Consider the following 25948-nt stretch of genomic DNA (forward strand, 5'->3'; position numbering starts at 1 on the left):
GCATTGAAGTGCTCATTTATTGATGAAAAAAATTAATCAAAGTCTTAACTTAGGGTTTTGATAATGAGATATTGTCCAGAGAGACGTTTTGAAACATATTATTACTTAAACTTTACAGTGTTTGTGATAAAACCTATTTACATAAATTTATCAACAATTTGAGTGAATAATTTATATGAAAATTCTAGACTTAAAAAAAGGATTATTTGCAGCGACCCTCACCATGAGTGCTGCACAGTTGCAGGCGGTCACGCCGGTTGATTTTTCAAATCTGGTGGAGCAGGTCAGTCCTGCTGTAGTCAGTGTCAATGTCGTTAAAAAAATGAGCGAAGAAGAGCTCTTACAACAACAAGTTCCAGAAATTCTGCGCCGCTTTTTTGGCAATCAGGTGATTATTCCGCAGCAGCGTATGCCACAGGAAAAGACGGGCTATGGCAGTGCATTCTTTATCAGTAAGGATGGTTATCTGCTAACCAATCATCATGTGGTTGAGGATGCTTCCAAAGTCACCATTACCCTGAATGACCGTCGTGAAATTGATGCCACTGTTGTCGGTAGTGATGCACGAACTGACGTAGCTTTGCTTAAAGTTAATGGCTCGAATTTTCCAGAATTACGGACAGGAGATGTCGGACGCTTACGTGTTGGTGAGCCTGTACTCGCCATTGGTTCGCCATTTGGCTTTGATTATTCCGCTTCTGCCGGAATTGTCAGTGCCAAAATGCGCAACATGATGGGTGAAACTGCAGTCCCTTTTATCCAGACTGATGTAGCTCTAAACCCAGGTAATTCCGGTGGCCCTCTGTTTAACCAGCGTGGTGAAGTAGTCGGTGTTAACTCACGGATATTTAGTGGAACCGGTGGGTATATGGGTTTGTCCTTCTCGATTCCGATTGATGTCGCGATGGAAGTTGCGGATCAATTGAAGAAGAATGGTAAAGTGACGCGTTCATATCTGGGCGTAAGTTTGCAGGATATCGACCGTAACCTGGCTGAATCCTATAATCTGCCTAAACCAGAAGGTTCTCTGGTAACTCAGGTTGCACCAAACTCTCCGGCTGCACGTGCAGGTCTGCGTGCCAGTGATGTCATTTTAAAATACAACGGTACCCCAATTTCACGTACCAGTGAATTGTTGAACTATCTGAACCGTACTGCACCCCAGCAGCAGGTACAGCTTGAAATCTTGCGTGATGATAAACGTCGTAGTCTTTCAGCGACTTTAAGTGCGGCACCAGATGATACGCCAGCAAAAGCAGGCACACAGGCTCAGCCGAATAAAGGACCAATAATCGGGGTTTCAATTCGTGATCTTAGTCCGGCAGAGTTAGCGCAGTTAGAAATCAAAGGTGGGGTAGTGATTCAGGATGTACGACCGGGGGGTATTGCGGCACAGGCACGAATTATGCCGAATGATGTGATCACGCAAATTAATAATCAGAAAGTACTGAATTCTAATCAGTTTGTGCAAGAGGTGTCTGAACTGAAAAAGGGTAGCATTGCGCGCGTGACCTTGATCCGTCAGGGTCAGCTTGCGGTAGTCGGCATGCGTATCTCATAAGATTGCTGGATTTTCTTGAAAAACCGCTTGTAGAAGCGGTTTTTTATTTTTTGCAATTTACCCCAGCGATAAATTCGGTAGACTCTATAACCTTAAAATCATGGAAAGGATAATAGCAAAGTGAGCGGTATTTTTGATCTTGCTTTAAAGGTTCAAGCCAAACATATTGATGGATTAGGTCATGTGAACAATGTGATCTATGTGCAATGGATGCAGGATGTCGCATCAGCTCATATTGAAAAACTGGGCTTGGGATTAAAGCAATATGTGGAACTGAAACATGCCATGGTCGCGGTTGAGCATCAGGTGCAATACCGTAAGGCGGCTTTTGAAGGCGATGAGATTATTCTGCGCACCTGGCTGAATGATCTTAATGCCCTGTATTCCTTTAGACAATACGCATTTTATCGGCCCCAGGATCAGACCCTGTTGTTTACCGGCAGTACTCAATGGGCCTGTATTGAAATGGCCACAGGGCGCCCAAAACGCATGTCACCGACATTTACCCAGGCTTATCAGCCACTTTCAGAACATATAAATCCTTTTGATTTTTCAAGTTTACATTTGGATTAATGAGACAAAATTTTCCAGTTTGAGCAGTACATCTGGATAATATTGAGGAAGAAGGGGAGTTGGGGAACTATTTTCTAATCATGGTGATCCAGACTTCATCTGACTGATATGTATGCGACATAGGGAATAAAGGAAAAAATATAATTCTTTTTCTAGATCACCATTCTGCTATAATCCTTCGCAATTTCTATTCGGCTTTTGTTATGTAATATTTTTAAATTACATAGCGCGTTTTTTCTCAAGGTAACCCATGGCGCAAGCTAAAAAATCTGTTGATATTAAAAACATTCGTAACTTCTCGATTATTGCGCACATTGACCACGGTAAATCGACCCTAGCGGATCGCTTTATTCAAACTTGTGGCGGCTTGCAAGATCGTGAAATGCAGGCTCAAGTCCTTGACTCAATGGAGCTTGAGCGCGAACGTGGGATTACCATTAAAGCCACTTCGGTAACCTTGTACTATACTCATCCCAATGGTCAAGAGTATCAGTTGAACTTTATTGATACGCCGGGACACGTCGACTTCTCTTATGAAGTATCACGCTCGCTCGCTGCCTGTGAAGGTGCATTGCTGGTGGTAGATGCTGCGCAGGGCGTAGAAGCACAGTCGGTTGCCAACTGCTATACCGCAATTGAGCAAGGTCTGGAAGTACTCCCGGTATTGAACAAGATTGACTTGCCGCAAGCTGAGCCTGAACGTGTGATTCAGGAAATTGAAGATATTATTGGAATTGAAGCTACAGAAGCCCCGACCTGTTCTGCAAAAACAGGTTTGGGTATTGAGGGTGTGCTTGAAACACTGGTCAATGTAATTCCTGCACCGGAAGGTGATCGTGAAGCACCATTGCAAGCCCTGATTGTAGATTCATGGTTTGATAACTACCTGGGTGTCGTTTCTCTGGTACGCGTCAAGCAGGGTCGTGTGCGTAAAGGCGACAAGATGTTGATTAAATCAACAGGTCAAACGCACATCATTACTTCTGTGGGGATCTTTAACCCGAAACATACTGAAACAGGTATGTTGGAAGCGGGTGAAGTTGGTTTTGTCATTGCCGGTATCAAAGATATTTTCGGTGCGCCAGTCGGTGATACGATTACCTTGGCAACCACACCTGAAGTGGCAACATTGCCGGGCTTCAAAAAGGTGAAACCGCAGGTTTATGCTGGTCTATTCCCGATTGATGCCAGCGATTTTGAACCTTTCCGTGAAGCTTTGCATAAGCTACAAATCAATGACTCGGCCTTGTTCTTTGAACCTGAAAGTTCAGATGCACTGGGTTTCGGTTTCCGTTGTGGCTTCTTGGGTATGTTGCACATGGAGATCGTACAGGAACGTCTGGAACGTGAGTACGATCTTGACCTGATTTCTTCTGCGCCAACCGTAATTTATGAAGCGGTGATGAAGAATGGCCAGACAATTTATATCGACAGCCCATCCAAAATGCCAGATGGTTCAACGGTTGAAGATTTACGTGAACCGATTGCTGAATGTCATATCCTTGTGCCGCAAGAATACCTAGGTAACGTCATGACATTGTGTGTTGAGCGCCGTGGTGTGCAAAAAGATATGAAGTTTATGGCGAATCAGGTTTCAATTACTTTCGAAATTCCAATGGCCGAAGTGGTCATGGACTTCTTTGATAAATTGAAGTCATGTTCACGTGGTTTTGCCTCTCTCGACTATAACTTTGTCCGTTTTGAAAGCTCCTCTTTAGTCAAAGTAGATGTCTTGATCAATGGGGAAAAAGTCGATGCCTTGGCGATGATCTGTCACCGTAACGATGCACGCCATCGTGGTATTGCATTGGTTGAAAAGATGAAAGACTTGATTCCACGTCAAATGTTTGATGTGGCGATTCAGGCGGCAATTGGGGCGCAAATCATTGCCCGTTCTACTGTAAAAGCCATGCGTAAAAACGTATTGGCGAAATGTTATGGTGGTGACGTGTCACGTAAGAAAAAACTTCTGTCTAAACAGAAAGAAGGTAAGAAGCGCATGAAACAGGTGGGTAGTGTAGAAATCCCGCAAGAAGCGTTCTTAGCCGTATTAAAAGTCGAACGCTAAAATAATAAGGATATAAGCCCATGGATTTTGATTTTAATTTGATTCTTGTGCCTGCGACTCTGTTTTTTGTCGCAGTATGGTTGCTAGACAAGTTTGTCTTGAAACAAAGGCAAACCCGGGGCAAGGGTAACGAGAATTTCATTATCACTTGGGCTTATGATTTTTGGCCGGTACTTGCCATTGTGCTAATCCTGCGTTCATTTTTATATGAGCCTTTTAATATTCCATCCGATTCGATGGTGCCGACCCTGGAAACTGGCGACTTTATTCTGGTGAACAAGTTCGACTATGGCATCAAACTGCCTATTGTGAATACCAAAATTATTGATACTGGTAGTCCAGAACGTGGTGATGTCGCGGTGTTCCGTTATCCGCCTCAACCTTCCATCAGCTATATCAAACGAATTGTCGGCTTGCCAGGTGATCATATTGTTTATGATCATGGTCAGCTGAGTATTAATGGAAAAAAAGTAGCAAAAGTTCCGGTTGAGTTTAGCCGCGAAAAAGACCGTTTAGATACACCGACAGCTATTTATCATAAAGAAACCCTGGGTGAACATACTTTTACCATGCGTGAGCTGGAAGGGGTTAATGTTGCTCGTCAGGCACCTTATATTAACTATCTGGAAAATGGTAAATATTCAGGTGAAAATGGTTTATATTGGGAAGTAACAGTGCCAGAAGGTCACTACTTCGCGATGGGGGATAATCGCGATCAGAGTGCTGACAGTCGTTTCTGGGGGCTTGTTCCGGAAGAAAACTTAACAGGTCGTGCATTCTATATCTGGATGCATAAAGAACCTGGCTTTAAATTGCCATCGTTTAGTCGAAACGGAACAATTGATTAATTGTTTCAAGCAGGAAAATAAAAAATGAGACATCAACAAGGTGCTTCTTATATTGGGGTTTTAATTGCAATCGTGGGCTTTGCATTTCTTGCAAAAGTGGCGATTGCGGTGTGGGGGCCATACTTTGATGATCGTATGGTCGATGGTGAGATTGAGGCGCTGTTAAAAAGTGCTCCTGCAAATATCACGCCGGAGAAATTTAATTCTGATCTGTCTAAGCGTTTAGAGATGAATAATATTCGTAATTTTGACATTAAACAGAATGTTATTCTCGATAATGCGCAAGCGATGGTCGTAAGAAAGAATTATGAAATTCGTAAAAATTTCATAATGAATATCGATTTAGTGATGAAGTTTGAGAAAGAGTTTGATCAAAGCACAGTCAAAGCTAAATGATGAACGTCTTGCCAAACGAATCGGCTATCAGTTTAAACAGGCTGATTTGCTGAAACTGGCATTGACTCATCGTTCAGTCAGTCATAAACACAACTACGAACGCCTGGAATTTCTGGGCGATTCGCTTTTAGGGATGATTATTGCGAATTATCTTTTTAATGCCTATCCAAGCGAAAATGAAGGCCGGTTGACGCGTATGCGTGCCACCTTGGTTCGTCAGGAAGCATTAGGAAAAATCGCCAATGATTTAAAACTGAGCCAGAATTTAATTCTCAGTACCGGTGAATTGAAATCTGGTGGTCATCATCGTGAGTCTATACTGGCAGATACGGTAGAAGCTATTATTGGTGCGATCTATGTCGACTGCGGTGATCTCACCGTGCTAGAACCGATTGTGTTAAAATGGTATGAACCCTATTTAGACCATATTGAGCCGACAGACCAGCTTAAAGACCCTAAATCCCGCTTACAAGAGTATTTACAAGCACGTAAGAAACCTCTCCCGGTTTACGAGGTTGTGGATATTCAAGGTGATGCACCCAATCAGCATTTTAAAGTGGAATGCCAGATTGCGGGATTACCGACTATGCAAGGCGAAGGTGCGAGCCGGCGTTTTGCTGAACAAGCCGTTGCGGCGGATATTTTGAAACTTTTGGAGCATAAGTCTTAATGACTACTCATTCCGATCACATTGATGCTGATCACGAGTCGCAAAGCGACAGTCACGACCTGGTAAATCAATTTTTTAGTGCACAAGGCACTGAGATTCCATCGGATTACCGCAGTGGTTTTGTTGCTATTGTCGGTCGTCCAAACGTGGGTAAATCCACATTGATGAACCATATTTTGGGACAGAAACTTTCGATTACTTCACGTAAGCCACAAACCACACGTCATAAAATTGTGGGAATTGATTCACGTGAAAAATCTCAGGCAGTATTTGTCGATACTCCAGGGATGCATAAAAAAGAAGTACGTGCCATCAATAAAATGATGAACCGTGCAGCGCACTCTGCACTGCGTGATGTTAATCTGGTGCTATTTGTAGTAGATGCCCAGAAATGGACACCGAATGATGACCTGGTTCTGGAAAAGCTGAAAAACGCTGAAATGCCAGTGATTCTGGTGATCAACAAGCTGGACACCTTTGAAAACAAGAACGAAGCTTTGCCGCTTATTCGTGAACGCGAAAAGCTGATGAACTTTGCGGAAATCGTGCCGGTATCTGCGCTTCGTGGTGCCAATCTTGAACATTTACGTGACACGATTGCCAAGTATCTTCCATTCCAGCCACCACTGTATTCGCTGGATCAACTGACCGATCGTTCAGAGCGTTTCCTGGCATCTGAAATTATCCGTGAAAAGATCATGCGTCAGTTGGGTGAGGAGCTTCCGTACGATTTGACCGTTCAGATAGAATCATTTAAAACTGAAGAACCGGTCTTGAATGAAAAAACCGGTCGTATGAAAGCCGCCTGTACCTATATTGATGCCACGATTTTTGTCGATCGCCCGAGCCAGAAAGCGATTGTGATTGGTGAGAAAGGTGTCAAACTGAAAAAAATCGGTATGGATGCGCGTCTCGATATGGAAAAAATGTTCGAACAGAAAATCATGCTGACGCTTTGGGTGAAAGTTAAAGGTGGCTGGTCTGATGATGAGCGTGCATTAAAAAGTTTAGGTTATAGTGATATCTAAGCGATAAAAATTTGTAAGACCCTTTAAGGAATGCCGTGATGATAAAAGTGTTAGCAGTCGTTACATGTATTGTATTTCTGCAAGGCTGCATTCATAAAGTAGTCACGGTTCCTGTCAAAGTGGCTTATAAAACCACAAAAGTCGCAGTCAAAGGCACTGCGGCTGTTGTGGGTGCCGTCATTCCTGATGGGGATGACGAAGAAGATGAGAAAAAATCAAAAAAGAATAAAGATTAAAGAAGTAATCTATGCGTAATGAAGTACTGCATGGATATTTAATTCATCATCGCAAATATCGCGATCGCAGCCATATCGTACATTTATTTACTCAGGAATATGGCCGTATTGACGGAATTTTAAGGCAGACGCCGCCGCCACAATATCAGCCCATTCGTTTGCAAGCCTCAGGTAAGTCAGAACTCAAAAATTTTACGAAGCTGGAAATTGTTAATCAGCCCATTTTCTTTTTCGGGGATGCATTCTTTTCAGGATTTTATCTGAATGAGATTCTGCTGCGACTGTGCCCACTTGAAGTCGAAATGCCGCAAACTTTTGCCAAATATGGCGAAACTCTAGTGGCCTTGCAGCAGCTTTCTACGCAAATTGATCCGAATACTTATCTCAAGCAGATCTTGCGTCAATTTGAACATATCTTGTTGGAAGAACTTGGCTATGGTCTGGATTTTTCAGTCGATGCCAATCAGGCGCAGATTAATCCTGAGCAACATTACTATTTTCAGCTTAATGATGGTTTCATGCCCTCTGCCAAAGTTTCACGTTCGACCATGTCTGGACAGCAGATTTTAACTATGCTGAGCCATGAAAATGGTAGGGATTTTAATCCAGAACAGTTACAATTATTGACGAAGCTTTATCGACAGGTCATCACTGCCTTACTCGGTGATCGACCACTCAAAAGTCGGCAATTGTGGATCCAAAATTCTCAATCTCAATCGTAGTTAGGAAAATATTATGGCTGCATTACTTGGTGTCAATATTGACCATGTCGCAACTTTAAGACAAGCACGTGGTACGACGTACCCAGACCCAGTCAATGCTGCATTGATCTGCGAACAGGCGGGGGCAGAGGGCATTACCCTGCATTTGCGCGAAGACCGTCGTCATATTCAGGATGATGATGTACGTCGTATGCGTCCGGTATTGACCACGCATATGAATCTGGAAATGGCGGTGACGGATGAAATGGTCGCTTTTGCTAAAGAAATTCAACCGCAGCATGTCTGTTTCGTGCCTGAAAAGCGCCAGGAAGTGACTACTGAAGGTGGTCTGGATGTGGTTGGCCATTTTGAAGATGTGAAAAAAGCCACTCAAGAACTGACTGCGATTGGCTGTGATGTGTCGTTATTTATTGATGCAGACATTGCCCAGATTGATGCTGCAGTTGCTTGCGGTGCACCGACGATTGAAATCCATACTGGTGCCTATGCCGATGCAGAAACTCCAGAAGCGCAACAAGCGGAACTTGAACGCATTGTGAAAGGTGCTGAATATGCTGCATCTAAAGGTCTGGTGGTGAATGCAGGTCATGGTCTGAATCTGGAAAATGTCACTCCGATTGCTGCGATTCCGCAAATTCATGAATTAAATATTGGTCACTCAATTATTGCAGATGCAGTTTTTGTTGGTCTGGCGCAAGCTGTACAACAAATGAAGGCTGCAATTAAAGCTGCGCGTTAAGATTTCAAGAAACATATGTCAAATAATGATTACGATGAACTCATGAAGCCTGTGATTGGTTTCCTGGGTTGTGAAACTCCTAAAGCCTGGGTGGATGAAGCATTAAAAAATTTAGATATTTTGATGCAAGACCATGCCAACTGTGAAAAGAAAGCCGCCAGTACCGCGATGAACCTGATGTTCCGTTACAGTTTCTTTGTGGATTTGCAGGTCAAGCTGGCACAGCTGGTCCGTGAAGAAATGCTGCATTATGAGCAGGTACTTGAACTAATGGCAAAACGTGGTCAGCAGTGGACTGGTCTCAGTGCAGGACGTTATGCCGGTGGCTTGCGTAAAGAAATCCGTACTTATGAGCCAGAAGCACTGATTGATGTGTTGGTGATTGGTTCATTTGTAGAAGCACGCTCCTGTGAACGTTTCTATGCACTTGCACCGCATGTTGATGAAGAGCTGGGGCGTTATTACCGTTACTTGCTCAAGTCTGAATCGCGTCATTTTGAGGACTATTTGGCCTTGGCGATAGATGTGGCAAGAGAGGCGAAGCTGAAAAATCCAAAAGAGGATATTCAGGCACGGATTGAGCATATCAGAGAAGTGGAAAAGAATCTGATTTTAAGCCCTGATGATATGTTCCGCTTCCATAGTGGTGTGCCTACCAAAGCAGCTTAGAAGCTATATTAAGATTAAGAAAATCCTCCATTGACTGGGGGATTTTTATTTTCTGATGAGGGTTGGTAAATCTCAGGCAATAAAAAAGCCCAAGTCTTAAATGCTTGGGCTTTCTTGAATTTGGCTCTCCCACCTGGGCTCGAACCAGGGACCTGCGGATTAACAGTCCGTCGCTCTACCGACTGAGCTATGGGAGAATCTGAATGCGATTATAGAGAGATTTCAGCAGGGGTCAAGCAAAAACTGTCATATTTCTAACAAATTCAATTTATATGATTTTAATTTAAACAATCATATAAAATTCATAAAAAAAGCTTGTCAGAATAAATATCACTTGCTAGATTAAAAATATAAAGTCGTTTGACCAGATGGTCAAACAGTGTGGATTTAAACCTACTTGCCAGCACAAAAATGGCTAAACCGGAGAAAGCGAATGAATACGCTCACCATCCCTCAAATTTTCTCGCAACTATCTTTTTATCAAGATCATTATCTCGAAATCATTCAAGATTCTGCACAGTATTTTACCCCTGTTGCAGATGCGAAAATTGATTTATGGCCATTTGCGGCTAAGCAGTTGTACTTGGGCGACTTGCTACAATTGTGGTTTGCAGAAAAATGGCTGGTTGAAAAAGAACGCCAATTCAGCTTTGAAGTATTCCTGAATATGCCTGAAACACGACCAAAAGAGCTCATTATTTATGCCATTTCAGGCAATCTACTAACTGGTACAAATCAGTCTAAAGTTTGGCAGGTCTCCTCTGCGCAGACCCAGAAACTGAGTGTTGCAAATGTCTCCAAACATTATTTCGAATATTGTGCTCTGACCCGCCCCAAACCTGCCAAAGTGGCGCAGACAGGATGGGGGATACTGTAAATCCCTGATTAGGGAAGCTGCCTCGATTTAACGTGTAATCACACAGGCGGCTGTTGCATAAGCATAAAGCTCGCCATTTTCATCGATGATTTTTCCTTCTGAGATTCCTAGTTTTTCACCGAGGTTAATGACCTTGCCAATGGCATTTAACGGTTTATTTTGCGGGATGGGACGACACATTTTAATATTGAGATCAACAGTGCCATATTTGGCGCCTGCTTCTAAAAGTGTATGAATTGCACAGCCTGTTACGGTATCCAGTACAGTCGCAGCAAAACCCACGTGTACATTACCCAGCGGGTCTAAATGGTGTTGATCTGCTTGTACCTCGAACGTGATCTCACCACTTTCAATTAAGGTGGGGCGCATTGGAATGGTTTGGCTCATGGTTGGTGCGGGAATTTTTCCATCCATCATCGCTTGTATCATTTCAAAACCTGAAAGATTCTTAATATCCATTGCTTGTCCTTATTATTTTAATTTCTAGTTTGGAACTTATATTTTATAGAGAGGGGTATTGGATTAACAAATTAAAGATTGTATAAGGAAATGTATAAAGGTTTTTACGTATAGCCAATATAGTAAAATGATTAAAAATAATAATACCGACGAGAAACAGCCATGAAAGCAAAATTTTTATGCGGTGCTTCTCAATTTGAAGTAGAGCTTAAAAACCACGAAGTGGTAGCATATCATTGTTCGATGAGTCGCCCTCAGACCTGATGGAACTTGAATGTCTGTTGATATAAAGAATATTCATTTTATTGACCAGCAGCATTTATCAGTCACCAATATTTTCGAATGGGCGGAATAATCCTAGAAAAAACGACAAGAGCTGAAATTATTGTTATGTTTCAGCAGCCTAATTCCTGGAAATAATAAGATTAAGATAAGTAAAGAATGAATCTGTTGTATCTGGCGAAAATATTCAATATGAAGCTAAAGCTCTCAATAAATCATTATAAACCCGCAAGTAAAAAATACGATTCCTGTAAAAGGGTCAAACTCTATTTTCGTAGAGCGATTAAAAACTCAAAAGAATAAATTGCAATTTCTAAACTAATCGAATTATTCTTCTTCAGAAGAAAAATTGAAGGCGGTTGCATGAATATTTTCTATAAAATTAATAAATTTAAAGATTTATGGCACAATAATGGTATATATTTTTACTGATATATCTCAGTTTTAAATAATCTGCCAAAAAACGAAAATTTATAAAAAAATTAAAAATCGAGTGCTAGGGTAATGAAACAGTTTTTGCATCTTTGGGTGCCTATTTTTCTCAGTAATGCCATTATTATGCTAAGTGGTTTATTCGATGTGATTTTCCTGTCACATTTTTCATCTCAGCATGTTGCTGCTATGGCTGTGTGTCTTTCAATTTATTCATTGTGTTTTGTTTCAGGGATTGGAATTCTGCAAGGCATGATGCAAGAACTGGCTGAGGCCAAGGGGAGACAGGCTTTTTCTGATATACAGCGGATTGTGAAACAAGGTGTTTTGATCGTACTTATCGTGTCTGTTTTTGCGGCTTGGCTATTTACCCATGCCACACCCTTACTCAATCTTTTAAAAGCCGATGATGAACTGCAAGCCCTGATTACACCATGTTTGATGTTAATGGCATGGATAATTCCAGGACACCTTTTATTACGTATTTTATATATTCTGACGCAAACTTGTGGACAGGCTAAACGGGTATTTTATGCTAACATTTTATATTTGATTTTCAAGGTTTTATTAGGATATTGCTTGATTTTTGGTATTGAAGGTTACATTGCTGCTTACGGTGTGCAAGGTGCTTTTATTTCAAGCTTGATTATACAATGGTTAATGTTATTTATTTATTATTTTGTATTTCTAGAGAAAAAATTAAGAATTCAATGGTCAGGCACATTTTTACATTGGGCTACTCTAGTTAAAATTCTCAGAATTGGTGTGCCTAATGGTATTGTCACGTTTGTGGATGTATTTGCAGTCAGTGCGATTGCACTGCTGATTTTACCCTTGGGTGACATTGTTATAAATTCCCATCAAATTATGCTGGGTCTGTTGGGCTTGATGTTTATGGTGCCGCTGTCAATGGGATCTGCCTTTAGTATTTTGGTATCGACGAAAATTGGTGCAGAACATATTGAATCAGCATGGCAGTTAAGCAAAAAAGCAGTGGTAGTTGTTCTGTCGATTGGATTGTGCCTTGCTAGTTTTGTCTGGATATTTCAGCGTTGGATTATTGCTTTATTTAGTGGTGACCAGCAGGTATTGGCGGTGGCATTCAGTTTGATGATGCTCGTGTGTTGGATGCATATCTTTGATGCCATTCTGGTGATTAGTGTCAATATGCTGCGCTGCTGGAAAGAAGTGGTGTTGCCCATGTTTATTTTTACCACTACAGTTCTGGTGCTTGGTTTGGGTGGCGGCTGGTATATTGCCTATCATCCTATTTCATTTATGAATATTGATTTCAATGCTTTGGGAATATATGGCTTTTGGTGGATGCTTGCTATTGCCTATACGGTTGCTGCCTGTTTATGTTTGCTATGCCTGAGCCTAAAGTATCGATATTATATTCGTCGCACATAAAAAAACCCGCGAATTTCGCGGGTTTTTCAAATCTGATGTTTCAGTCAGATTATTTGGCAGCTTTTTCAGCTTCGATTGAAGCAATTGCTTCATCTACGCCTTCGATAGAATCAGCAGCTTTCTTGATACGTGCCAGTGCATCTACCAGTACTTCGTCGGCAGTTGCGTAAGAGATACGCATGAAGCCGCCTAGACCGAATGCATCACCAGGAACCACTGCAACACCAGTTTCTTCCAGTAACCAAGCAGAGAATTCTGTGCAAGATTTAAGACCTTTGGCACGAATTAACGGTTTGATGTTTGCATATGCATAGAAAGCACCATCAGCAGGTAGGCAAGAAATACCTTTGATGTCATTCAAGCCATTTACAACCAGGTCATGACGGCGTTTGAATGCTTCAATCATTGGCTCAAGCACGTCTTGGGGGCCATTCAATGCAGCTTCAGCAGCAACTTGCGAAATTGAAGTTGGGTTCGAAGTAGATTGAGACTGGATTTTCTTCATCGCACCAATCAGTTTAGCAGGGCCCGCTGCGTAGCCGATACGCCAGCCAGTCATTGCATATGCTTTAGACACACCATTCAATACGATTGTACGGTCGTAAAGGTCAGGTGCAACTGTTGCGATGTTGTAGAACTCGTCCTCCCAACGGATTGGTTCGTACATGTCATCAGATGCGATAAATACTTCTGGGTATTTACGCAGTACTTCAGCCAAAGCAAGAAGTTCTTCTTTAGTATAGATCATACCTGTAGGGTTAGAAGGGCTGTTTAATACCACTAGACGAGTTTTGTCAGTGATTGCAGCTTCTAATTGTTCAGGCGTGATTTTGAAGCGTTGCTCTTCACCACATTTCACAATTACAGGTACACCTTCAGCGATGATGACCATGTCTGGGTAGCTTACCCAAAATGGTGCAGGAATAATCACTTCATCGCCTTTATTTAACAAAGCCAAAGCTAAGTTAAAGAATGATTGCTTACCACCACAAGATACTAGGATCTGGTTTGCAGCATATTCAAGGTTATTGTCACGTTTGAATTTGGCAATAATGGCTTTTTTAAGACCTGGCGTACCGTCAACAGCGGTGTATTTGGTGAAACCGTTGTTAATTGCTGCAATTGCTGCATCTTTGATGTGTTGAGGGGTATCAAAATCTGGTTCACCTGCGCCCAAACCAATCACGTTATGACCTGCAGCTTTTAATTCAGCAGCTTTGTTAGTCACAGCAAGCGTAGGGGACGGTTTGATGGCATTCACACGATCAGAGAGACGTACGTCCACGGCAGTATTCCTTCTTACTAGGGATAAAAAAATAAAAAGCACATTATCTTAGCCTAAAATGGTGCAGATAGGGCAAAAGAATTTAGAAAACTTTAAGGAAAAAATGGTGTATTGACCGAACTTTATCTTGAATTTCGATATGCTCGGAGTAGGAGAGAAGAGACTTGATACATCTCGGTCATGCATGTGGATGCATGAAATATAAAATAAAAATGGCCACTTTAAAGTGGCCATTGTGCTGCACTAAGATTGTAGTTATGCCGTAAAGCGTGACAAATCCTCTTCTGGACGTGCTGTCAAAATTTCCACACCAGTTTTGGTTACTAGAACTGTATGTTCGTATTGTGCTGACAATGAATGGTCTTTGGTGACCACTGTCCACTTATCACCTAATAGTTTGGTTTTCCAGTCGCCCCCATTGACCATCGGTTCAATGGTAAAGGTCATGCCTTCTTCAAGGATCATACCGGACTCTGGCTGGCCATAATGCAGGACTTGCGGTTCATCATGGAAAGTCGTACCAATCCCATGTCCACAATATTCACGTACTACGCCAAAACGTTCGGATTCAACATACTGCTGAATGGCATGACCGATATCACCAATGGTTGAGCCCGGTTTTACAGTTTCAATACCACGGTACATAGCTTCTTGGGCTACATTACATAGACGGTTGGCAAGGATCGTGGTTTCACCACCGACGATGTACATCATATTGGTGTCACCATGATAGCCATCTTTAATCACGGTCACATCAATATTCAGGATGTCGCCTTTTTTCAATTTTTTGCTGTCTGATGGAATGCCGTGACATACCACGTGGTTCACAGAGGTACAAATCGAATGTTGGAAGGCAGGTCGACCCGGTGCAGCACCATAGCCTAAACATGCTGGAATGGCCTGCTGCTGATTGACAATATAGTCATGACAAATCGTATCAAGTTCCAGTGTAGTAACACCAGGAACAATATGCGGTTTGATCATATCCAAAACTTCTGCCGCCAGTCGCCCCGCTACACGCATTTTTTCAATTTCGTCAGGGGTTTTGATAAGTCGACGTGGAGCTTGATAAGTGTTGTTCATGATCTCTAAAAACTTTTGGAAATTTGTGTGTGACTATGGTATAAATAGCCGCCCATTTTATCAAATGCTTTTTCGTGAATAAATTTCACGGGCTTTGTGCGATGAGGCAAAAAAATCCGCACATATATCGACACATTACTCTGGGTGCCCTTTGGGGTGGAGAATGCGGGTATATGGAGGCCTAACCCAAACTTTAAGGTAAAGAAAATGGCAGATTACAACGTAAGCATGCGCGACCTTCTTCAAGCTGGCGCGCACTTTGGTCACCAAACTCGTTTCTGGAATCCAAAGATGCGTGAATACATCTTTGGTGCGCGCAACAAAATTCACATCATTAACCTTGAGCACACTGTTCCTGCGTTAAATGATGCTTTGAACTTTGCAAACAACTTGGCTAGCAAAAAGAACAAAGTTTTGTTCGTTGGTACTAAGCGTGCAGCTTCTGCAATCATCCGTGAACAAGCTCAACGCGCTGGTCAACCATACGTAGATCACCGCTGGTTAGGTGGTATGTTGACGAACTGGAAAACACTTCGCCAATCTATCAACCGTTTAAAAGACCTTCAAACTCAATCTCAAGACGGTACTTTCGCTAAGCTCACTAAACGTGAAGCTCTAGAGCGTACTCGTGAGATGGAAAAACTTGAGCGTGGCTTAGGCGGCGTTAAAAACATGGGTGGTTTACCTGACGCATTGTTCGTAATCGACGTTGATCACGAAGCGATTGCAATCAAAGAAGCTAAGAACCTTGGTATTCCTGTAATCGGTATCGTTGATACAAACTCTAACCCAGACAACGTAGACTACGTTATTCCGGGTAACGATGATGCGATCCGTGCAGTAACTCTTTATGCTTCTGCTATGGCTGATGCGATTATTGCTGGTAAAGAATACGCTCAATCACAAGCAAATGCACAAGCTAAAGCAGAAGAAGCTCCAGCTTCTGAGGCTTAATGCGTTTGACGCTAGCTTGTCATTCTTGCGACATGTGATGGTGGCAAAGTAAGCGTTATGTATGCAGGCGGCCCATGAGAACTCCTCTGGGCCGTTTCTGTTCTAAAAAGAATTCATTTTCTACCGAATTTAGGAGATTAACATGACTGCAGTTACAGCAAGCATGGTTAAAGAATTGCGCGATCGTACTGGTCTAGCAATGATGGAATGTAAAAAAGCTTTGACAGAAGCGGGCGGCGACGTTGAACTTGCGATCGATAACCTACGTAAATCTGGTCAAGCAAAAGCTGCTAAAAAAGCAGGTAACATTGCTGCTGATGGCGCAATCACGATTGCTCAAGAAGGCAACAAAGCACTTCTTCTAGAAGTTAACTGCCAAACTGACTTCGTTGCGAAAGACGAAAACTTTGCTGGTTTCTCTGCGAAAGTTGCTGCTGCCGCTCTTGCTGCAAACGTAACTGAGCCTGCTCAAATTGCTGAATTGAAACTAGAAGATGGTACGACTGTTGAAGAAGCGCGTATCGCTCTTGTTCAAAAAATCGGTGAAAACATCCAAGTACGTCGTGCAAAAATTGTTGAAGGCGAAAACCTTGCAGTTTATAAACACGGTCTTAAGATCGGTGTTGTTGTTTCTTACACTGGTGATGAAGCAACTGGTAAAGGCTTGGCAATGCACGTTGCTGCGTTCAACCCAGTCGCTGTAAATGCTGAAGGCGTTTCTGCTGAGCTTATCGCGAAAGAGAAAGAAATCGCTGAAGCGAAAGCACTTGAATCTGGCAAGCCAGCAAACATCGTTGAGAAGATGGTTGTAGGTTCTGTTGAGAAATACTTGAATGAAGTTGTTCTTGAGCGTCAAATGTACGTAATCGACAACGACAAGAAAGTTGCTGACGTTCTTAAAGCAACTGGTACGACTGTAACTGATTTCGTTCGTTTCGAAGTTGGTGAAGGTATTGAGAAAAAAGCAGAAATGAGCTTCGCTGACGAAGTTGCTGCTGCTCAAGCTGCTGCTGCACAATAATTTGTCTCTTGACTAATTGTTGAGTAGAAAAAAGCCCCGTTTGGGGCTTTTTTTATGCCTAAAATTTGCGGGTTTAGGTCAGCAAATGATTTCTAAAAATTTAATAAAGGTTAAGATAAAAAAATATGCGTAAATCATCATGTCACCCAAAACACATGTTGCTTTAGTTTCGATTATTACCCTTTGTGATGCGTTATATGTCTATCTTGAAGAGCATGAATAGAGTGGAAAATTCAATGTGATTGACTGCGATGCAGTATGAGACTGAGTGAAAGTGTTCAGATCATGGCTTAAACCACTAGAAAAGAGCCTATCAATAAGGCTCTTCTCATAGGATAAATCGAATGTAGCATCAGATGCTCATGATTACGCTGTTATGACGCGATTTCCATTTTGGTAGGATTTTACCTAGATAGGCATCCATGCACCAAATTGGGCCAATGAGGAGGAATTGGAGGTCTTTAAGGAAAGAAGGCTTTTTGCCTTCAACTTTGTGCCCATAAAATTGTCCAATCCAAGCCAAGACAAACAGGGCGATAAAAAAACCTGTACCCACTGGCAGAATCCAGATGAGCCAGGCCATGACCAAAGTCAACGTAGTCATGGCCACAGCCAAAACAAGATCCAGGCGTGCATAGAAAATAAAAGCCAAAATCAGTAACAGGGCAGTCAGTAAGGCGCTAAAATGCGCCAGAATGCCAATAATCGAAAAATAGATCGTCGGTACGCAGACCCAGTGAATCAGTTTATTGGTTTTATTTTGGTGGCTGTCACTATATTCATCAAACCATTCAGATATTGTTTTCATTCTTCGCTCCATTCCATGAACATGTTTTGCGTATTAGGCAATATAAAGCAGAATTTGCATGCGGTCAAAAGTTAATCATGTAGGCAAATGAATTTTATCCGGTCTGAGGAACATGCCAAAATTTTTTTAAATCATTTAAAAATAGCGTTAAACCAAACTGTTTATATTCTCATACAATATCAAGTGCAATAAAAAAAGCCACATTGCTGTGACTTCTGTTAAATGTGTTGCAGGTCAAACCTTAAGAATTTGGACCAGCGACACGCTCAATACTGACTTTTGCAGTACCGGCACTGGTAATACCTAACTGTTTTGCAGCACCGTAAGATAAATCAACGACACGGTTACCATGGAAAGGACCGCGGTCATTAACTTTCACCACGACGCTTTTGCCGTTATTACGGTTGGTTACACGAATATAGCAGTTCAATGGCAGGCTACGATGAGCAGCAGTCATTGCGTTCATGTCAAAGGTTTCACCGCTTGCAGTTTTACGGCCGTGGAATTGACGACCATACCAAGATGCTGTACCAGTCTGACTGAATTTACGTACAGTATTTGAAGCCACTGTATTCAGTTTTTCAATCACTGAAGGCTCTTCTGCAGGAATTTCAATTTTCGCTGCGATAGTTTCACGGCGAACTTTATCGCCAGAACGCTCAGTGATTGAAAGGCTGTTCAAATTGGTGAAATTTGAATTGAAGCTTTGAGCTTCTTTATTGAGTACTCGCGTTGCAAGGCGCGAATTATCATTTTCATTGGTGAATGAAGATGACGGAACCATATCTGCCTGCGATTGCGTCAGCGTGACAATCGTGGCAATGGCCATAAAAGACTTCAAAATTGAAGAATGCATCGAATCAACTCCTAACAGCATATCTATTTGGTTGTTCATAAATGGCTGAAAAACCATGTAAACATGCCTGATATTTAACTTATGCAACTACATTTAACGAAATGGATAATATTCATGCTGACAACACCCTGTCTAGTGTTTAATTAAAATAGTTAAAAAAAGAACGCAAAATAAACAATGATTGATTAAAAAATAATCAATATTGTAACATAATATTAAAATTGCTTAAAATATGCTCAAATTGGCCCATAAAAATGTTGACTTTCATAATTTGTATTAATTATTAGTGTTAACGGTTGGTAATTTCCGTACCTAATAACCACAATGCAGTGGCATACATACGGCTGCGATTATAGGTGGTAATCACTTGAAAATTTGGATAAGTGATGTAGTAAATCTGGCCATAATTCTCTTGTAATTGAATCACATTGACCAAGTCCAGATCATCAATTTTTACAATCGGATTCATCGGACTAATGCCTTGAGTTTTGAGTACACCATAAGGGATAGGCTGGGTGAGATCCTTGGCAATTACTGCATCTGGATTTGAACCGGTATAACGTGCCGGAAAGGCAATCGGCTGATTACGCTGCCAGCCATGCTGTGCCAGATAGTTGGCAATCGAACCTATCGCATCTACTGCTGAATTACGCAGGTCAATATGACCATTACCATCGTAGTCCACACCAAACTTTGGAATATTGCTAGGCATAAACTGTGGATAACCGACAGCGCCGGCATATGAGCCCACTATAGAAGAAGTTGCCACCCCATCTTTATAAGACCAGGCAATCAGGGCAGCCAGTTCATCCTGAAAATACTGGGCACGGCGCTCATAACCAAAACCTAAGGTTGCCAGAGCATCACGAGTGATAAAAGAACCCTTGTTGCTACCAAAACCGGTTTCCACGCCTAAAATGCCTAGAATGATTGATTGCGGCACACCAAACTGCTGTTCAGCACGGTTAAGCGTATCCGCATATTGCTGTTTAAAACGTACGCCACGCTGAATGGTAGATTCAGACAGAAAATTGGTCTTATACGAATACCACGGCTTACTTTCACCTGGGCGATTCATGATGTTGATGATATTGGGCAGGTTACGCGTCCCGCTCATGGCTGAATCGACTTGCTGGGCACTCAGTCCATAGCTTTGCATGGCATTTTGCTTAAAACTTGCGTAAGAAGGATGATACTGGAAATCGTTGGCCAGGCTAAAACTGCTAAGACCAAATGCAGTGAATATGATTGAAAGCTGTTTCAACTTTTTATAAAAATCCGATTTCAACATCTTGCTACGATTTCCAGTTTTTTTAGATGGGTTGCTGGCGATGTCATTTGAATCATGCCATGAAAAAGATTGATAAATTTTTTCAATCTTAGGGCTTAAAGTGCCAGATTAAAGATAACATTCGGATGATTAAGAGACCTAGCCGCTTATACAAAAATAGCGAAAGTTTGGCTATTTTTGCGGCAGTATGGCTTGCGCGGCAGCTTATCTGTAACAATCTATTTCACTGATCATAAAAAAGCCTGACAAAAGTCAGGCTGGTTTCTCAAGATTTACAGAAAATCAGAGATTAGACTATCCAAAACTATTCTGTATAGAACAAAGTGTCGTGATATTCGGCCATGGCGCGCAGCTCATCTTTATTCAAATTCAGAATGATTTTATCTGCTGCCATATTAATGGCTTTGATCACTGCAGATGCGCCAATATCTGCAGCCTTACGTTTGATCATGCCAAGATCCAGGGTTTTATTAAAGTCGACCATAAAATGTCGTACTGTCGCTTCACCAAATTGCTTGTAAAGATTGCTAAATGCCTGTTTGTCGATACTCTGACCGGCTTTGAGTTCCGCATAATGATGTTTCAAATTCGTCACCAGATTGGCATCGAGCGACTCACCGACACGTAAATGTCCATCAGGATCTTTAAACAGGCTGCGCTCAGAGAAGGTAATGGATTCTCTAACCACCTCATTCGGCGCTTTACTCAAAAGCTGCTTCAGTAACACTGCAACAGTCGACTTGATATAACCTGCCAGTTTTTCCGCAGTATCGCGTTTATCGCTGGCAGGAAAGCGACGCACCAGCTCGGTGAGAATCGCATCAATAATTTCATCATTGATCATTAATGCAGTTTTATCACGCAAGGGGTAAAGCGGTTCACTGGAATTTTTGTTTTGTTGTGCAGTCTGAATTGTATTTAAAAGCTCTGCAGAAGGAATAAACCCAAAAAATGGCATTGTTAAACCTCAATGTTTTTATTGTCGCGCTAAACGAATAGGGCGAGGCATCCATGTTAAATCTGATACACGGCAAGGGTTGATATCCAATCCACCCCGGCGTGTATAGGTTGCGTAAACCATCAGCTTTTCAGGTTTTAGCTGTTGCCAGATATCGGCAAACATTTGTTCCACACATTGTTCGTGGAAACCATTATGCTGACGGTAGGAAATAATATAAGCTAAAATGCTCTTATAACAAGGTTTTTTACCCTGATAACGTATAAAAACTGTTCCCCAGTCCGGCTGGCCAGTAACTGGGCAGTTACTTCTAAGTAAATGTGAATACAGCTGGATTTCGCCTTCTGCTGCATCATCCGAATCCAAAGCCAATAAACTGGCATCTGGATAATTTTCCAGGCGCTCAGGTGTAAGCTCATCAATACAGATGCCTTCAGGTTTACTAATCTCTAACTCATCGACCTGAAACAGTTGCAGTTTGACTTCAGCCTCGGCCGCAACAGATAAATCTTTTTCTACGATCGCGATAAAGGCATCTTTAGATGCAAATTTGGCAAAATTCAGGCTATTAAAATACAGCTTCAAGGATTTGGATTCGATCAGATTCGGCGAGGACGCTGGCAAGCTGATCCGTCCAATAGCGACTTGCGGCACACCCGCTGGATTTAACCAGGAAATTTCAAATACATGCCACCAGTCAGTACCTTGCTGAATCGCTTCAATATGTGCGTATTGTTCACGGGCAGGCGCGCGCGAAATTGGAAACAGAACATCAGGCTGATATTCAGTAGGATAATTGGTATCTTTACCAAGGAGAGATTGTTCTACACTCATTATTCACGCATTCCTGAACCACGGGAGAGTAAATGATAGGCCACTGCATACAGCACGGCACAACATAAGGTAATCACTGTCAGTGAAACGCTGACATTGACATCGCTATGTCCTAAAATGCCATAGCGGAAGGCATTGACCATGTATACGACAGGATTAATCAAGGATAAATTTTGCCAGAATGGACTTAAGCTCGATATGGCATAAAACACACCGCCCAAATAAGTTAGTGGTGTTAATACAAAAGTGGGGATGATCGAGATATCATCGAAAGATTTAGCATAAACAGCATTGATAAACCCACCCAAAGAAAACAGCAGGGACGTAATCAAGACGGTATATATAGTCACAAACCAGTTGGTGATATATAAGTCAGCAAAAAATAAGCTCACTGCACTGACAATGATTGCAACCAGTATCCCACGAATCACACCGCCCAGCACATGACCCCATAAAATGGCATGCATCGGTACGGGACTCATGATCAGTTCTTCAATGCTTTTCTGGAATTTTGAGCTGAAGAAGCTGGAAGAGACGTTGGCATAGCTGTTGGTGATCACGGCCATCATAATCAGACCGGGCACAATGAACTCCATATAACTATAGCCGCCCATTTCTCCAATGCGTGAGCCGACCAGATTACCGAAGATCACGAAGTACAAGCTCATGGTGATTGCAGGTGGCAACAGGGTCTGCGGCCAGATGCGCATAAAGCGACGGACTTCTTTATAGACAATGGTATATAAAGCGACGCTGAGTTGATTAATGTTCATTGCGCAGCTCCATCCAGATTTTTCTCGACCATTTTCACAAAAAGTTCTTCCAGACGGTTGGATTTATTGCGCATGCTGCGCACCTGAATATTCTGTGATTCCAGCAACTGGAACAGATCATTCATGGTGTGTGCCTTGTCCATGGTGATTTCTAAAGTCATCGGATCGATCAGGTTAAAACGCACGCCGATAATATCCAGATGCAGCGGTTCAATCGGTTCGGCCAGATCGAAAATAAACGATTCTTCATTGAGCTGACTCAGGAAGTTTTTCATGGTGGTGTCTTCTTTAATCACACCGCGGTCAATAATCGCAATGCGGCGACACAACATTTCCGCTTCTTCTAGATAATGCGTGGTTAGAATGATGGAAGTACCTTGTTCATTCATCTCGTTCAAAAATTCCCACATTGAACGACGCAACTCAATATCAACACCTGCAGTCGGTTCATCGAGAATCAGCAGTTTCGGTTCGTGCATCATGGCGCGCGCAATCATCAGGCGGCGTTTCATCCCGCCCGATAACAGGCGGGCCTGAGTGGAACGCTTTTCCCATAAACCCAGTTTGGTCAGATAAATCTCCGCCCGTTGCTGTGCAATTTTTTTTGGAATGCCGTAATAGCCTGCCTGAGTCACTAAAATATCGAAGGTCTTTTCAAACTGGGCAAAGTTGAATTCCTGAGGGACTACACCTAGGCATTGTTTGGCCTGTGAAGGGTGGGTGTCCAGATTATGACCAAAAATCTCGACGGTACCGGATGTTTTTTTTGTTAATGAGCTGATAATACCGATGGTGGTCGATTTTCCTGCGCCATTGGGGCCCAAGAGTGCATAAAACTCACCTTCTGGTACATTTAAGTTAATTCCTTTCAATGCCTGAAAGCCATTGCGATAGGTCTTTGACAAATCCCTTAAGATCAGTGCATCAGTCATGAATATCTCAAATGGTGAAAAGTTGAGATATTGTGAGTGATCTAGCAAAATAAGCCAAGTGATTCACATGCAATTCTGTGTTGCTATTTTGGAACATTGTATAAAGCTTAAGCATAAAAATGATGAAGTTAGAGATAGTTGCTTTACCTTATGCTTTTTTTTGTTATGATGTGCGCGATCCAAAAAAGATGCGCTCATAGCTCAACTGGATAGAGTACAGGTCTCCGAAGCCTGTGGCGTGGGTTCGAGTCCCGCTGAGCGCACCATTTAATTTATTGTATATAACTGAAAAAAAATAAATTAATAACGAACGCAGTTTCGTCCATCATCTTTCGCCCGATAAAGATTGTTATCGGCAATTTTCAAAACGTCTAGTATGTTTTTAGAGCTGTCTGGCCAAGAGGCTATGCCAATCGAAATGCTGATGTTGCCAATGTTCTCAATCTCTTTGGACGCAATTTCTTTTCTGAACCGTTCCGCACTTTCATAAACTTCATCCAGATTGCTGTTTGGGATAATGACGATAAATTCTTCACCGCCATAACGGCAGCAAATATCCTCTTTACGAAAATTTTGCTGCATTGTATGGGCAATATGTTTTAAAACCATGTCACCTTGATCGTGACCATAATTATCATTCACTTTTTTAAAGTGATCCACATCCATCAGCAGGACTGAAAAAGGAATGTTCATTTTTATATTTTGAGTCATAACATAATTCAAGCCGCGCCGGTTCATCAGCCCGGTTAAAGGATCTGTATTAATATGATGATCCATTTTGCTCATTTGTTGTGAAAACTTGCGGATACTTAATAATAGTGCCAATTTGAATTTTGTGACCTCATAATACCAGGGCTGTATAGCTTTAATTTTTGAACTGATTTCTGCCTGATTCAATAGACTCGCCATATCTGCCAGCTGGTTTAACGGGGCCGAGATAGAATCAGAAAGCTTCCATACAATATAAAAAACCAGCAGGTAAAATAAAAAGAAGCCTGCGGCCAATTTATAAAGAATAGAATTGGCCTGTTTAAGTAATTCATGAGTAGGCTGTTGGGAAACCACAATCCAGTTTGAAGTCGGAATATGAGAAAAACCCGCGAGATTATCAACTCCCTGGCTATTCACTAAACGAATTTGACCATGCTTATGCGCATGCATATATTCTAGGCCAGAATTATTGCTGGCCGATTGACCGATTCTTTCAGGATCGGGATGAAAAATTATTTCATTTTCATTATTAATCACATACATATAACTATTTTTATAATTCTTATAGGTCGTTAGAAGCTGATTGATCACATTTTTTTCTTTTAAATAAATTGCAGAACCAATGAAACCCTGATAATGATTTGACTTATCAAAAATAGGTTGAGAAATAAATACGATCAAATTTTTTCGGACAGAAAAATACGGAGAAGATATATAAGTCGATTTTTTATGAAGAGAATCACTAATCCCCGGAGTATGTTGTATTTTACTTCTATCAATATTCAGAATATTCGGTGAAAAATTGATTAATCGGCCTTGGGGGTCGCTGATGACTACACTGTTATAGTGCTCAGACTGATATTTTAATTTATTGACCTCAGCTTCTCTAAGCTCATTGTTGTTAAAGTCTTGACCTAATATTTTTGCGCTATAGTTTAGCTCAAGAAGCATGTTTCTAAAGTGATTGTCTGTACTCAATGCAATTTTATGGGCATGGTCAGCATTTAAGATGAGAGAGTTATCGATTAACTGATTTTTTACGATTTGATAGCTAATAATGAGCGAAATAATAAAAAGGCTGGACACACTAAAGATAGCCAATAAAAGTATTAACTGCCTTAAATTGAGATCAAGGTATTTCCTAAAATTATTAGCTGACATAAAAATTTAGACATATCTCGATGTATTTATGAGCATTGTATTGTATTTATCTTCAATATTTAAAGCTGATATAAAATTAAATTTCCATTAGGGCAGCGTTGTTATCTTGAGCAGAATTAAAATTTCCAGACTGTTTGTATATAAACCTACTGGAATCTTAAAACCGGATAATGTTCTGAATATCCAGTCATGCTATACATTAAAAAATAATGTCGGGCTGTTTAGACAAATTTTTGAATAAACATACGATATGAGTAGATAGGAGGAAGAGTTTGGACAAAGTTATGAGGTATTTATCTTTATAAGTAGAT

Annotated in this window: 26 protein-coding genes and 2 tRNA genes; 16 read left to right on the plus strand and 12 right to left on the minus strand. The window is 41.5% G+C overall.

Annotated elements, in window-relative coordinates:
* The first annotated feature begins 175 nt into the window (after window positions 1–175).
* The 11 genes from H9629_RS07295 (at window position 176) to miaE (ending at window position 9510) form a co-directional block, all read left to right on the plus strand.
* Complete coding sequence (locus H9629_RS07295) at window positions 176–1561, plus strand: Do family serine endopeptidase (protein WP_191730808.1); 1386 nt, start codon at window positions 176–178, stop codon at window positions 1559–1561.
* 120 nt (window positions 1562–1681) lie between these two features.
* On the plus strand, window positions 1682–2134 hold the full coding sequence (locus H9629_RS07300) for an acyl-CoA thioesterase (protein WP_191730809.1): 453 nt from the start codon (window positions 1682–1684) through the stop codon (window positions 2132–2134).
* A gap of 250 nt (window positions 2135–2384) precedes the next feature.
* Window positions 2385–4202 carry a translation elongation factor 4 gene (lepA, locus tag H9629_RS07305; protein ID WP_004279065.1) on the plus strand — a complete coding sequence of 606 codons (1818 nt, stop codon included), beginning with the start codon at window positions 2385–2387 and terminating at the stop codon, window positions 4200–4202.
* Between the two features lie 20 nt (window positions 4203–4222).
* On the plus strand, window positions 4223–5050 hold the full coding sequence (gene lepB / locus H9629_RS07310) for a signal peptidase I (protein WP_064096208.1): 828 nt from the start codon (window positions 4223–4225) through the stop codon (window positions 5048–5050).
* A 24-nt stretch (window positions 5051–5074) separates the two neighbouring features.
* On the plus strand, window positions 5075–5446 hold the full coding sequence (locus H9629_RS07315) for a DUF4845 domain-containing protein (RefSeq protein WP_191730810.1): 372 nt from the start codon (window positions 5075–5077) through the stop codon (window positions 5444–5446).
* Entirely contained in the window at window positions 5418–6116 is a 699-nt protein-coding gene (gene rnc / locus H9629_RS07320; protein WP_004279062.1) for a ribonuclease III, read from the plus strand. Before H9629_RS07315 ends, rnc begins: the two co-directional genes overlap by 29 nt.
* On the plus strand, window positions 6116–7144 hold the full coding sequence (gene era / locus H9629_RS07325; protein ID WP_064102773.1) for a GTPase Era: 1029 nt from the start codon (window positions 6116–6118) through the stop codon (window positions 7142–7144). Before rnc ends, era begins: the two co-directional genes overlap by 1 nt.
* Window positions 7145–7182: 38 nt before the next feature.
* A complete protein-coding gene (locus H9629_RS07330) occupies window positions 7183–7380 on the plus strand; it encodes an NF038104 family lipoprotein (RefSeq protein ID WP_064102772.1) in 198 nt (65 codons plus the stop codon).
* An 11-nt stretch (window positions 7381–7391) separates the two neighbouring features.
* Window positions 7392–8102 (plus strand): DNA repair protein RecO, encoded by a 711-nt coding sequence (gene recO, locus H9629_RS07335; protein WP_064102771.1) that lies wholly within the window; start codon window positions 7392–7394, stop codon window positions 8100–8102.
* A gap of 13 nt (window positions 8103–8115) precedes the next feature.
* A complete protein-coding gene (gene pdxJ, locus H9629_RS07340) occupies window positions 8116–8841 on the plus strand; it encodes a pyridoxine 5'-phosphate synthase (protein WP_064102770.1) in 726 nt (241 codons plus the stop codon).
* Window positions 8842–8856: 15 nt separating this feature from the next.
* Entirely contained in the window at window positions 8857–9510 is a 654-nt protein-coding gene (gene miaE, locus H9629_RS07345; protein WP_191730811.1) for a tRNA-(ms[2]io[6]A)-hydroxylase, read from the plus strand.
* A 121-nt stretch (window positions 9511–9631) separates the two neighbouring features.
* Here miaE and H9629_RS07350 read toward each other — a convergent pair.
* Window positions 9632–9707 (minus strand) — tRNA-Asn (locus tag H9629_RS07350).
* 236 nt (window positions 9708–9943) lie between these two features.
* Here H9629_RS07350 and H9629_RS07355 point away from each other — a divergent pair.
* Window positions 9944–10387, plus strand: coding sequence for a hypothetical protein (locus H9629_RS07355; protein WP_191730812.1), 444 nt, complete (start codon window positions 9944–9946; stop codon window positions 10385–10387).
* A gap of 27 nt (window positions 10388–10414) precedes the next feature.
* Here the strand turns inward: H9629_RS07355 and H9629_RS07360 are convergent, their stop codons facing one another.
* Window positions 10415–10846, minus strand: coding sequence for a PaaI family thioesterase (locus tag H9629_RS07360; protein WP_191730813.1), 432 nt, complete (start codon window positions 10844–10846; stop codon window positions 10415–10417).
* Between the two features lie 786 nt (window positions 10847–11632).
* Between H9629_RS07360 and H9629_RS07365 the strand changes: the two genes are divergently transcribed.
* Window positions 11633–12970, plus strand: a complete 1338-nt coding sequence (locus H9629_RS07365) for an MATE family efflux transporter (RefSeq protein ID WP_191730814.1) — start codon at window positions 11633–11635, stop codon at window positions 12968–12970.
* 49 nt (window positions 12971–13019) lie between these two features.
* Here the strand turns inward: H9629_RS07365 and H9629_RS07370 are convergent, their stop codons facing one another.
* Window positions 13020–14255, minus strand: coding sequence for a pyridoxal phosphate-dependent aminotransferase (locus H9629_RS07370; RefSeq protein WP_191730815.1), 1236 nt, complete (start codon window positions 14253–14255; stop codon window positions 13020–13022).
* A gap of 255 nt (window positions 14256–14510) precedes the next feature.
* Window positions 14511–15338 (minus strand): type I methionyl aminopeptidase, encoded by an 828-nt coding sequence (map, locus tag H9629_RS07375; protein ID WP_191730816.1) that lies wholly within the window; start codon window positions 15336–15338, stop codon window positions 14511–14513.
* A gap of 207 nt (window positions 15339–15545) precedes the next feature.
* Between map and rpsB the strand changes: the two genes are divergently transcribed.
* Window positions 15546–16292 carry a 30S ribosomal protein S2 gene (gene rpsB / locus H9629_RS07380; protein WP_064096196.1) on the plus strand — a complete coding sequence of 249 codons (747 nt, stop codon included), beginning with the start codon at window positions 15546–15548 and terminating at the stop codon, window positions 16290–16292.
* Between the two features lie 142 nt (window positions 16293–16434).
* On the plus strand, window positions 16435–17313 hold the full coding sequence (gene tsf, locus H9629_RS07385) for a translation elongation factor Ts (RefSeq protein ID WP_064096195.1): 879 nt from the start codon (window positions 16435–16437) through the stop codon (window positions 17311–17313).
* Between the two features lie 352 nt (window positions 17314–17665).
* On the opposite strand, the gene H9629_RS07390 is transcribed toward tsf, so the two are convergent.
* The 7 genes from H9629_RS07390 to H9629_RS07420 form a co-directional block, all read right to left on the minus strand.
* Window positions 17666–18121, minus strand: coding sequence for an Mpo1 family 2-hydroxy fatty acid dioxygenase (locus tag H9629_RS07390; RefSeq protein WP_064102765.1), 456 nt, complete (start codon window positions 18119–18121; stop codon window positions 17666–17668).
* Between the two features lie 241 nt (window positions 18122–18362).
* Entirely contained in the window at window positions 18363–18977 is a 615-nt protein-coding gene (locus H9629_RS07395; protein WP_064096470.1) for a septal ring lytic transglycosylase RlpA family protein, read from the minus strand.
* A 289-nt stretch (window positions 18978–19266) separates the two neighbouring features.
* Entirely contained in the window at window positions 19267–20268 is a 1002-nt protein-coding gene (gene mltB, locus H9629_RS07400) for a lytic murein transglycosylase B (protein WP_191730817.1), read from the minus strand.
* A 304-nt stretch (window positions 20269–20572) separates the two neighbouring features.
* Window positions 20573–21226: a hypothetical protein gene (locus H9629_RS07405; RefSeq protein ID WP_064096192.1), complete on the minus strand. Its 654-nt coding sequence runs from the start codon at window positions 21224–21226 to the stop codon at window positions 20573–20575.
* An 18-nt stretch (window positions 21227–21244) separates the two neighbouring features.
* Window positions 21245–22060 (minus strand): NADPH-dependent 7-cyano-7-deazaguanine reductase QueF, encoded by an 816-nt coding sequence (gene queF / locus H9629_RS07410; protein ID WP_191730818.1) that lies wholly within the window; start codon window positions 22058–22060, stop codon window positions 21245–21247.
* Window positions 22060–22833, minus strand: coding sequence for an ABC transporter permease (locus H9629_RS07415; RefSeq protein ID WP_064096190.1), 774 nt, complete (start codon window positions 22831–22833; stop codon window positions 22060–22062). The genes queF and H9629_RS07415 overlap by 1 nt, the downstream gene beginning before the upstream one ends.
* Window positions 22830–23765 (minus strand): ABC transporter ATP-binding protein, encoded by a 936-nt coding sequence (locus tag H9629_RS07420; RefSeq protein ID WP_144724578.1) that lies wholly within the window; start codon window positions 23763–23765, stop codon window positions 22830–22832. Before H9629_RS07420 ends, H9629_RS07415 begins: the two co-directional genes overlap by 4 nt.
* 190 nt (window positions 23766–23955) lie before the next feature.
* Here H9629_RS07420 and H9629_RS07425 point away from each other — a divergent pair.
* Window positions 23956–24031: transfer RNA gene (locus H9629_RS07425), tRNA-Arg, on the plus strand.
* Window positions 24032–24065: 34 nt separating this feature from the next.
* On the opposite strand, the gene H9629_RS07430 is transcribed toward H9629_RS07425, so the two are convergent.
* Window positions 24066–25637 carry a sensor domain-containing diguanylate cyclase gene (locus tag H9629_RS07430; RefSeq protein ID WP_064096188.1) on the minus strand — a complete coding sequence of 524 codons (1572 nt, stop codon included), beginning with the start codon at window positions 25635–25637 and terminating at the stop codon, window positions 24066–24068.
* Between the last annotated feature and the right edge of the window lie 311 nt (window positions 25638–25948).

Origin of the sequence: Acinetobacter pecorum (genome assembly GCF_014837015.1) — a bacterium.
GTDB classification, from domain to species: domain Bacteria; phylum Pseudomonadota; class Gammaproteobacteria; order Pseudomonadales; family Moraxellaceae; genus Acinetobacter; species Acinetobacter pecorum.

Excerpts from the sequence above, each read along its gene's own strand:
- H9629_RS07295 (WP_191730808.1), top strand. The coding sequence starts at position 176 with ATGAAAATTCTAGACTTAAAAAAAGGATTATTTGCAGCGACCCTCACC.
- lepA (WP_004279065.1), top strand. The coding sequence starts at position 2,385 with ATGGCGCAAGCTAAAAAATCTGTTGATATTAAAAACATTCGTAACTTC.
- lepB (WP_064096208.1), top strand. The coding sequence starts at position 4,223 with ATGGATTTTGATTTTAATTTGATTCTTGTGCCTGCGACTCTGTTTTTT.
- H9629_RS07315 (WP_191730810.1), top strand. The coding sequence starts at position 5,075 with ATGAGACATCAACAAGGTGCTTCTTATATTGGGGTTTTAATTGCAATC.
- era (WP_064102773.1), top strand. The coding sequence starts at position 6,116 with ATGACTACTCATTCCGATCACATTGATGCTGATCACGAGTCGCAAAGC.
- H9629_RS07330 (WP_064102772.1), top strand. The coding sequence starts at position 7,183 with ATGATAAAAGTGTTAGCAGTCGTTACATGTATTGTATTTCTGCAAGGC.
- recO (WP_064102771.1), top strand. The coding sequence starts at position 7,392 with ATGCGTAATGAAGTACTGCATGGATATTTAATTCATCATCGCAAATAT.
- pdxJ (WP_064102770.1), top strand. The coding sequence starts at position 8,116 with ATGGCTGCATTACTTGGTGTCAATATTGACCATGTCGCAACTTTAAGA.
- miaE (WP_191730811.1), top strand. The coding sequence starts at position 8,857 with ATGTCAAATAATGATTACGATGAACTCATGAAGCCTGTGATTGGTTTC.
- H9629_RS07355 (WP_191730812.1), top strand. The coding sequence starts at position 9,944 with ATGAATACGCTCACCATCCCTCAAATTTTCTCGCAACTATCTTTTTAT.
- H9629_RS07360 (WP_191730813.1), bottom strand. The coding sequence starts at position 10,846 with ATGGATATTAAGAATCTTTCAGGTTTTGAAATGATACAAGCGATGATG.
- H9629_RS07365 (WP_191730814.1), top strand. The coding sequence starts at position 11,633 with ATGAAACAGTTTTTGCATCTTTGGGTGCCTATTTTTCTCAGTAATGCC.
- map (WP_191730816.1), bottom strand. The coding sequence starts at position 15,338 with ATGAACAACACTTATCAAGCTCCACGTCGACTTATCAAAACCCCTGAC.
- rpsB (WP_064096196.1), top strand. The coding sequence starts at position 15,546 with ATGGCAGATTACAACGTAAGCATGCGCGACCTTCTTCAAGCTGGCGCG.
- tsf (WP_064096195.1), top strand. The coding sequence starts at position 16,435 with ATGACTGCAGTTACAGCAAGCATGGTTAAAGAATTGCGCGATCGTACT.
- H9629_RS07390 (WP_064102765.1), bottom strand. The coding sequence starts at position 18,121 with ATGAAAACAATATCTGAATGGTTTGATGAATATAGTGACAGCCACCAA.
- H9629_RS07395 (WP_064096470.1), bottom strand. The coding sequence starts at position 18,977 with ATGCATTCTTCAATTTTGAAGTCTTTTATGGCCATTGCCACGATTGTC.
- mltB (WP_191730817.1), bottom strand. The coding sequence starts at position 20,268 with ATGTTGAAATCGGATTTTTATAAAAAGTTGAAACAGCTTTCAATCATA.
- H9629_RS07405 (WP_064096192.1), bottom strand. The coding sequence starts at position 21,226 with ATGCCATTTTTTGGGTTTATTCCTTCTGCAGAGCTTTTAAATACAATT.
- queF (WP_191730818.1), bottom strand. The coding sequence starts at position 22,060 with ATGAGTGTAGAACAATCTCTCCTTGGTAAAGATACCAATTATCCTACT.
- H9629_RS07415 (WP_064096190.1), bottom strand. The coding sequence starts at position 22,833 with ATGAACATTAATCAACTCAGCGTCGCTTTATATACCATTGTCTATAAA.
- H9629_RS07420 (WP_144724578.1), bottom strand. The coding sequence starts at position 23,765 with ATGACTGATGCACTGATCTTAAGGGATTTGTCAAAGACCTATCGCAAT.
- H9629_RS07430 (WP_064096188.1), bottom strand. The coding sequence starts at position 25,637 with ATGTCAGCTAATAATTTTAGGAAATACCTTGATCTCAATTTAAGGCAG.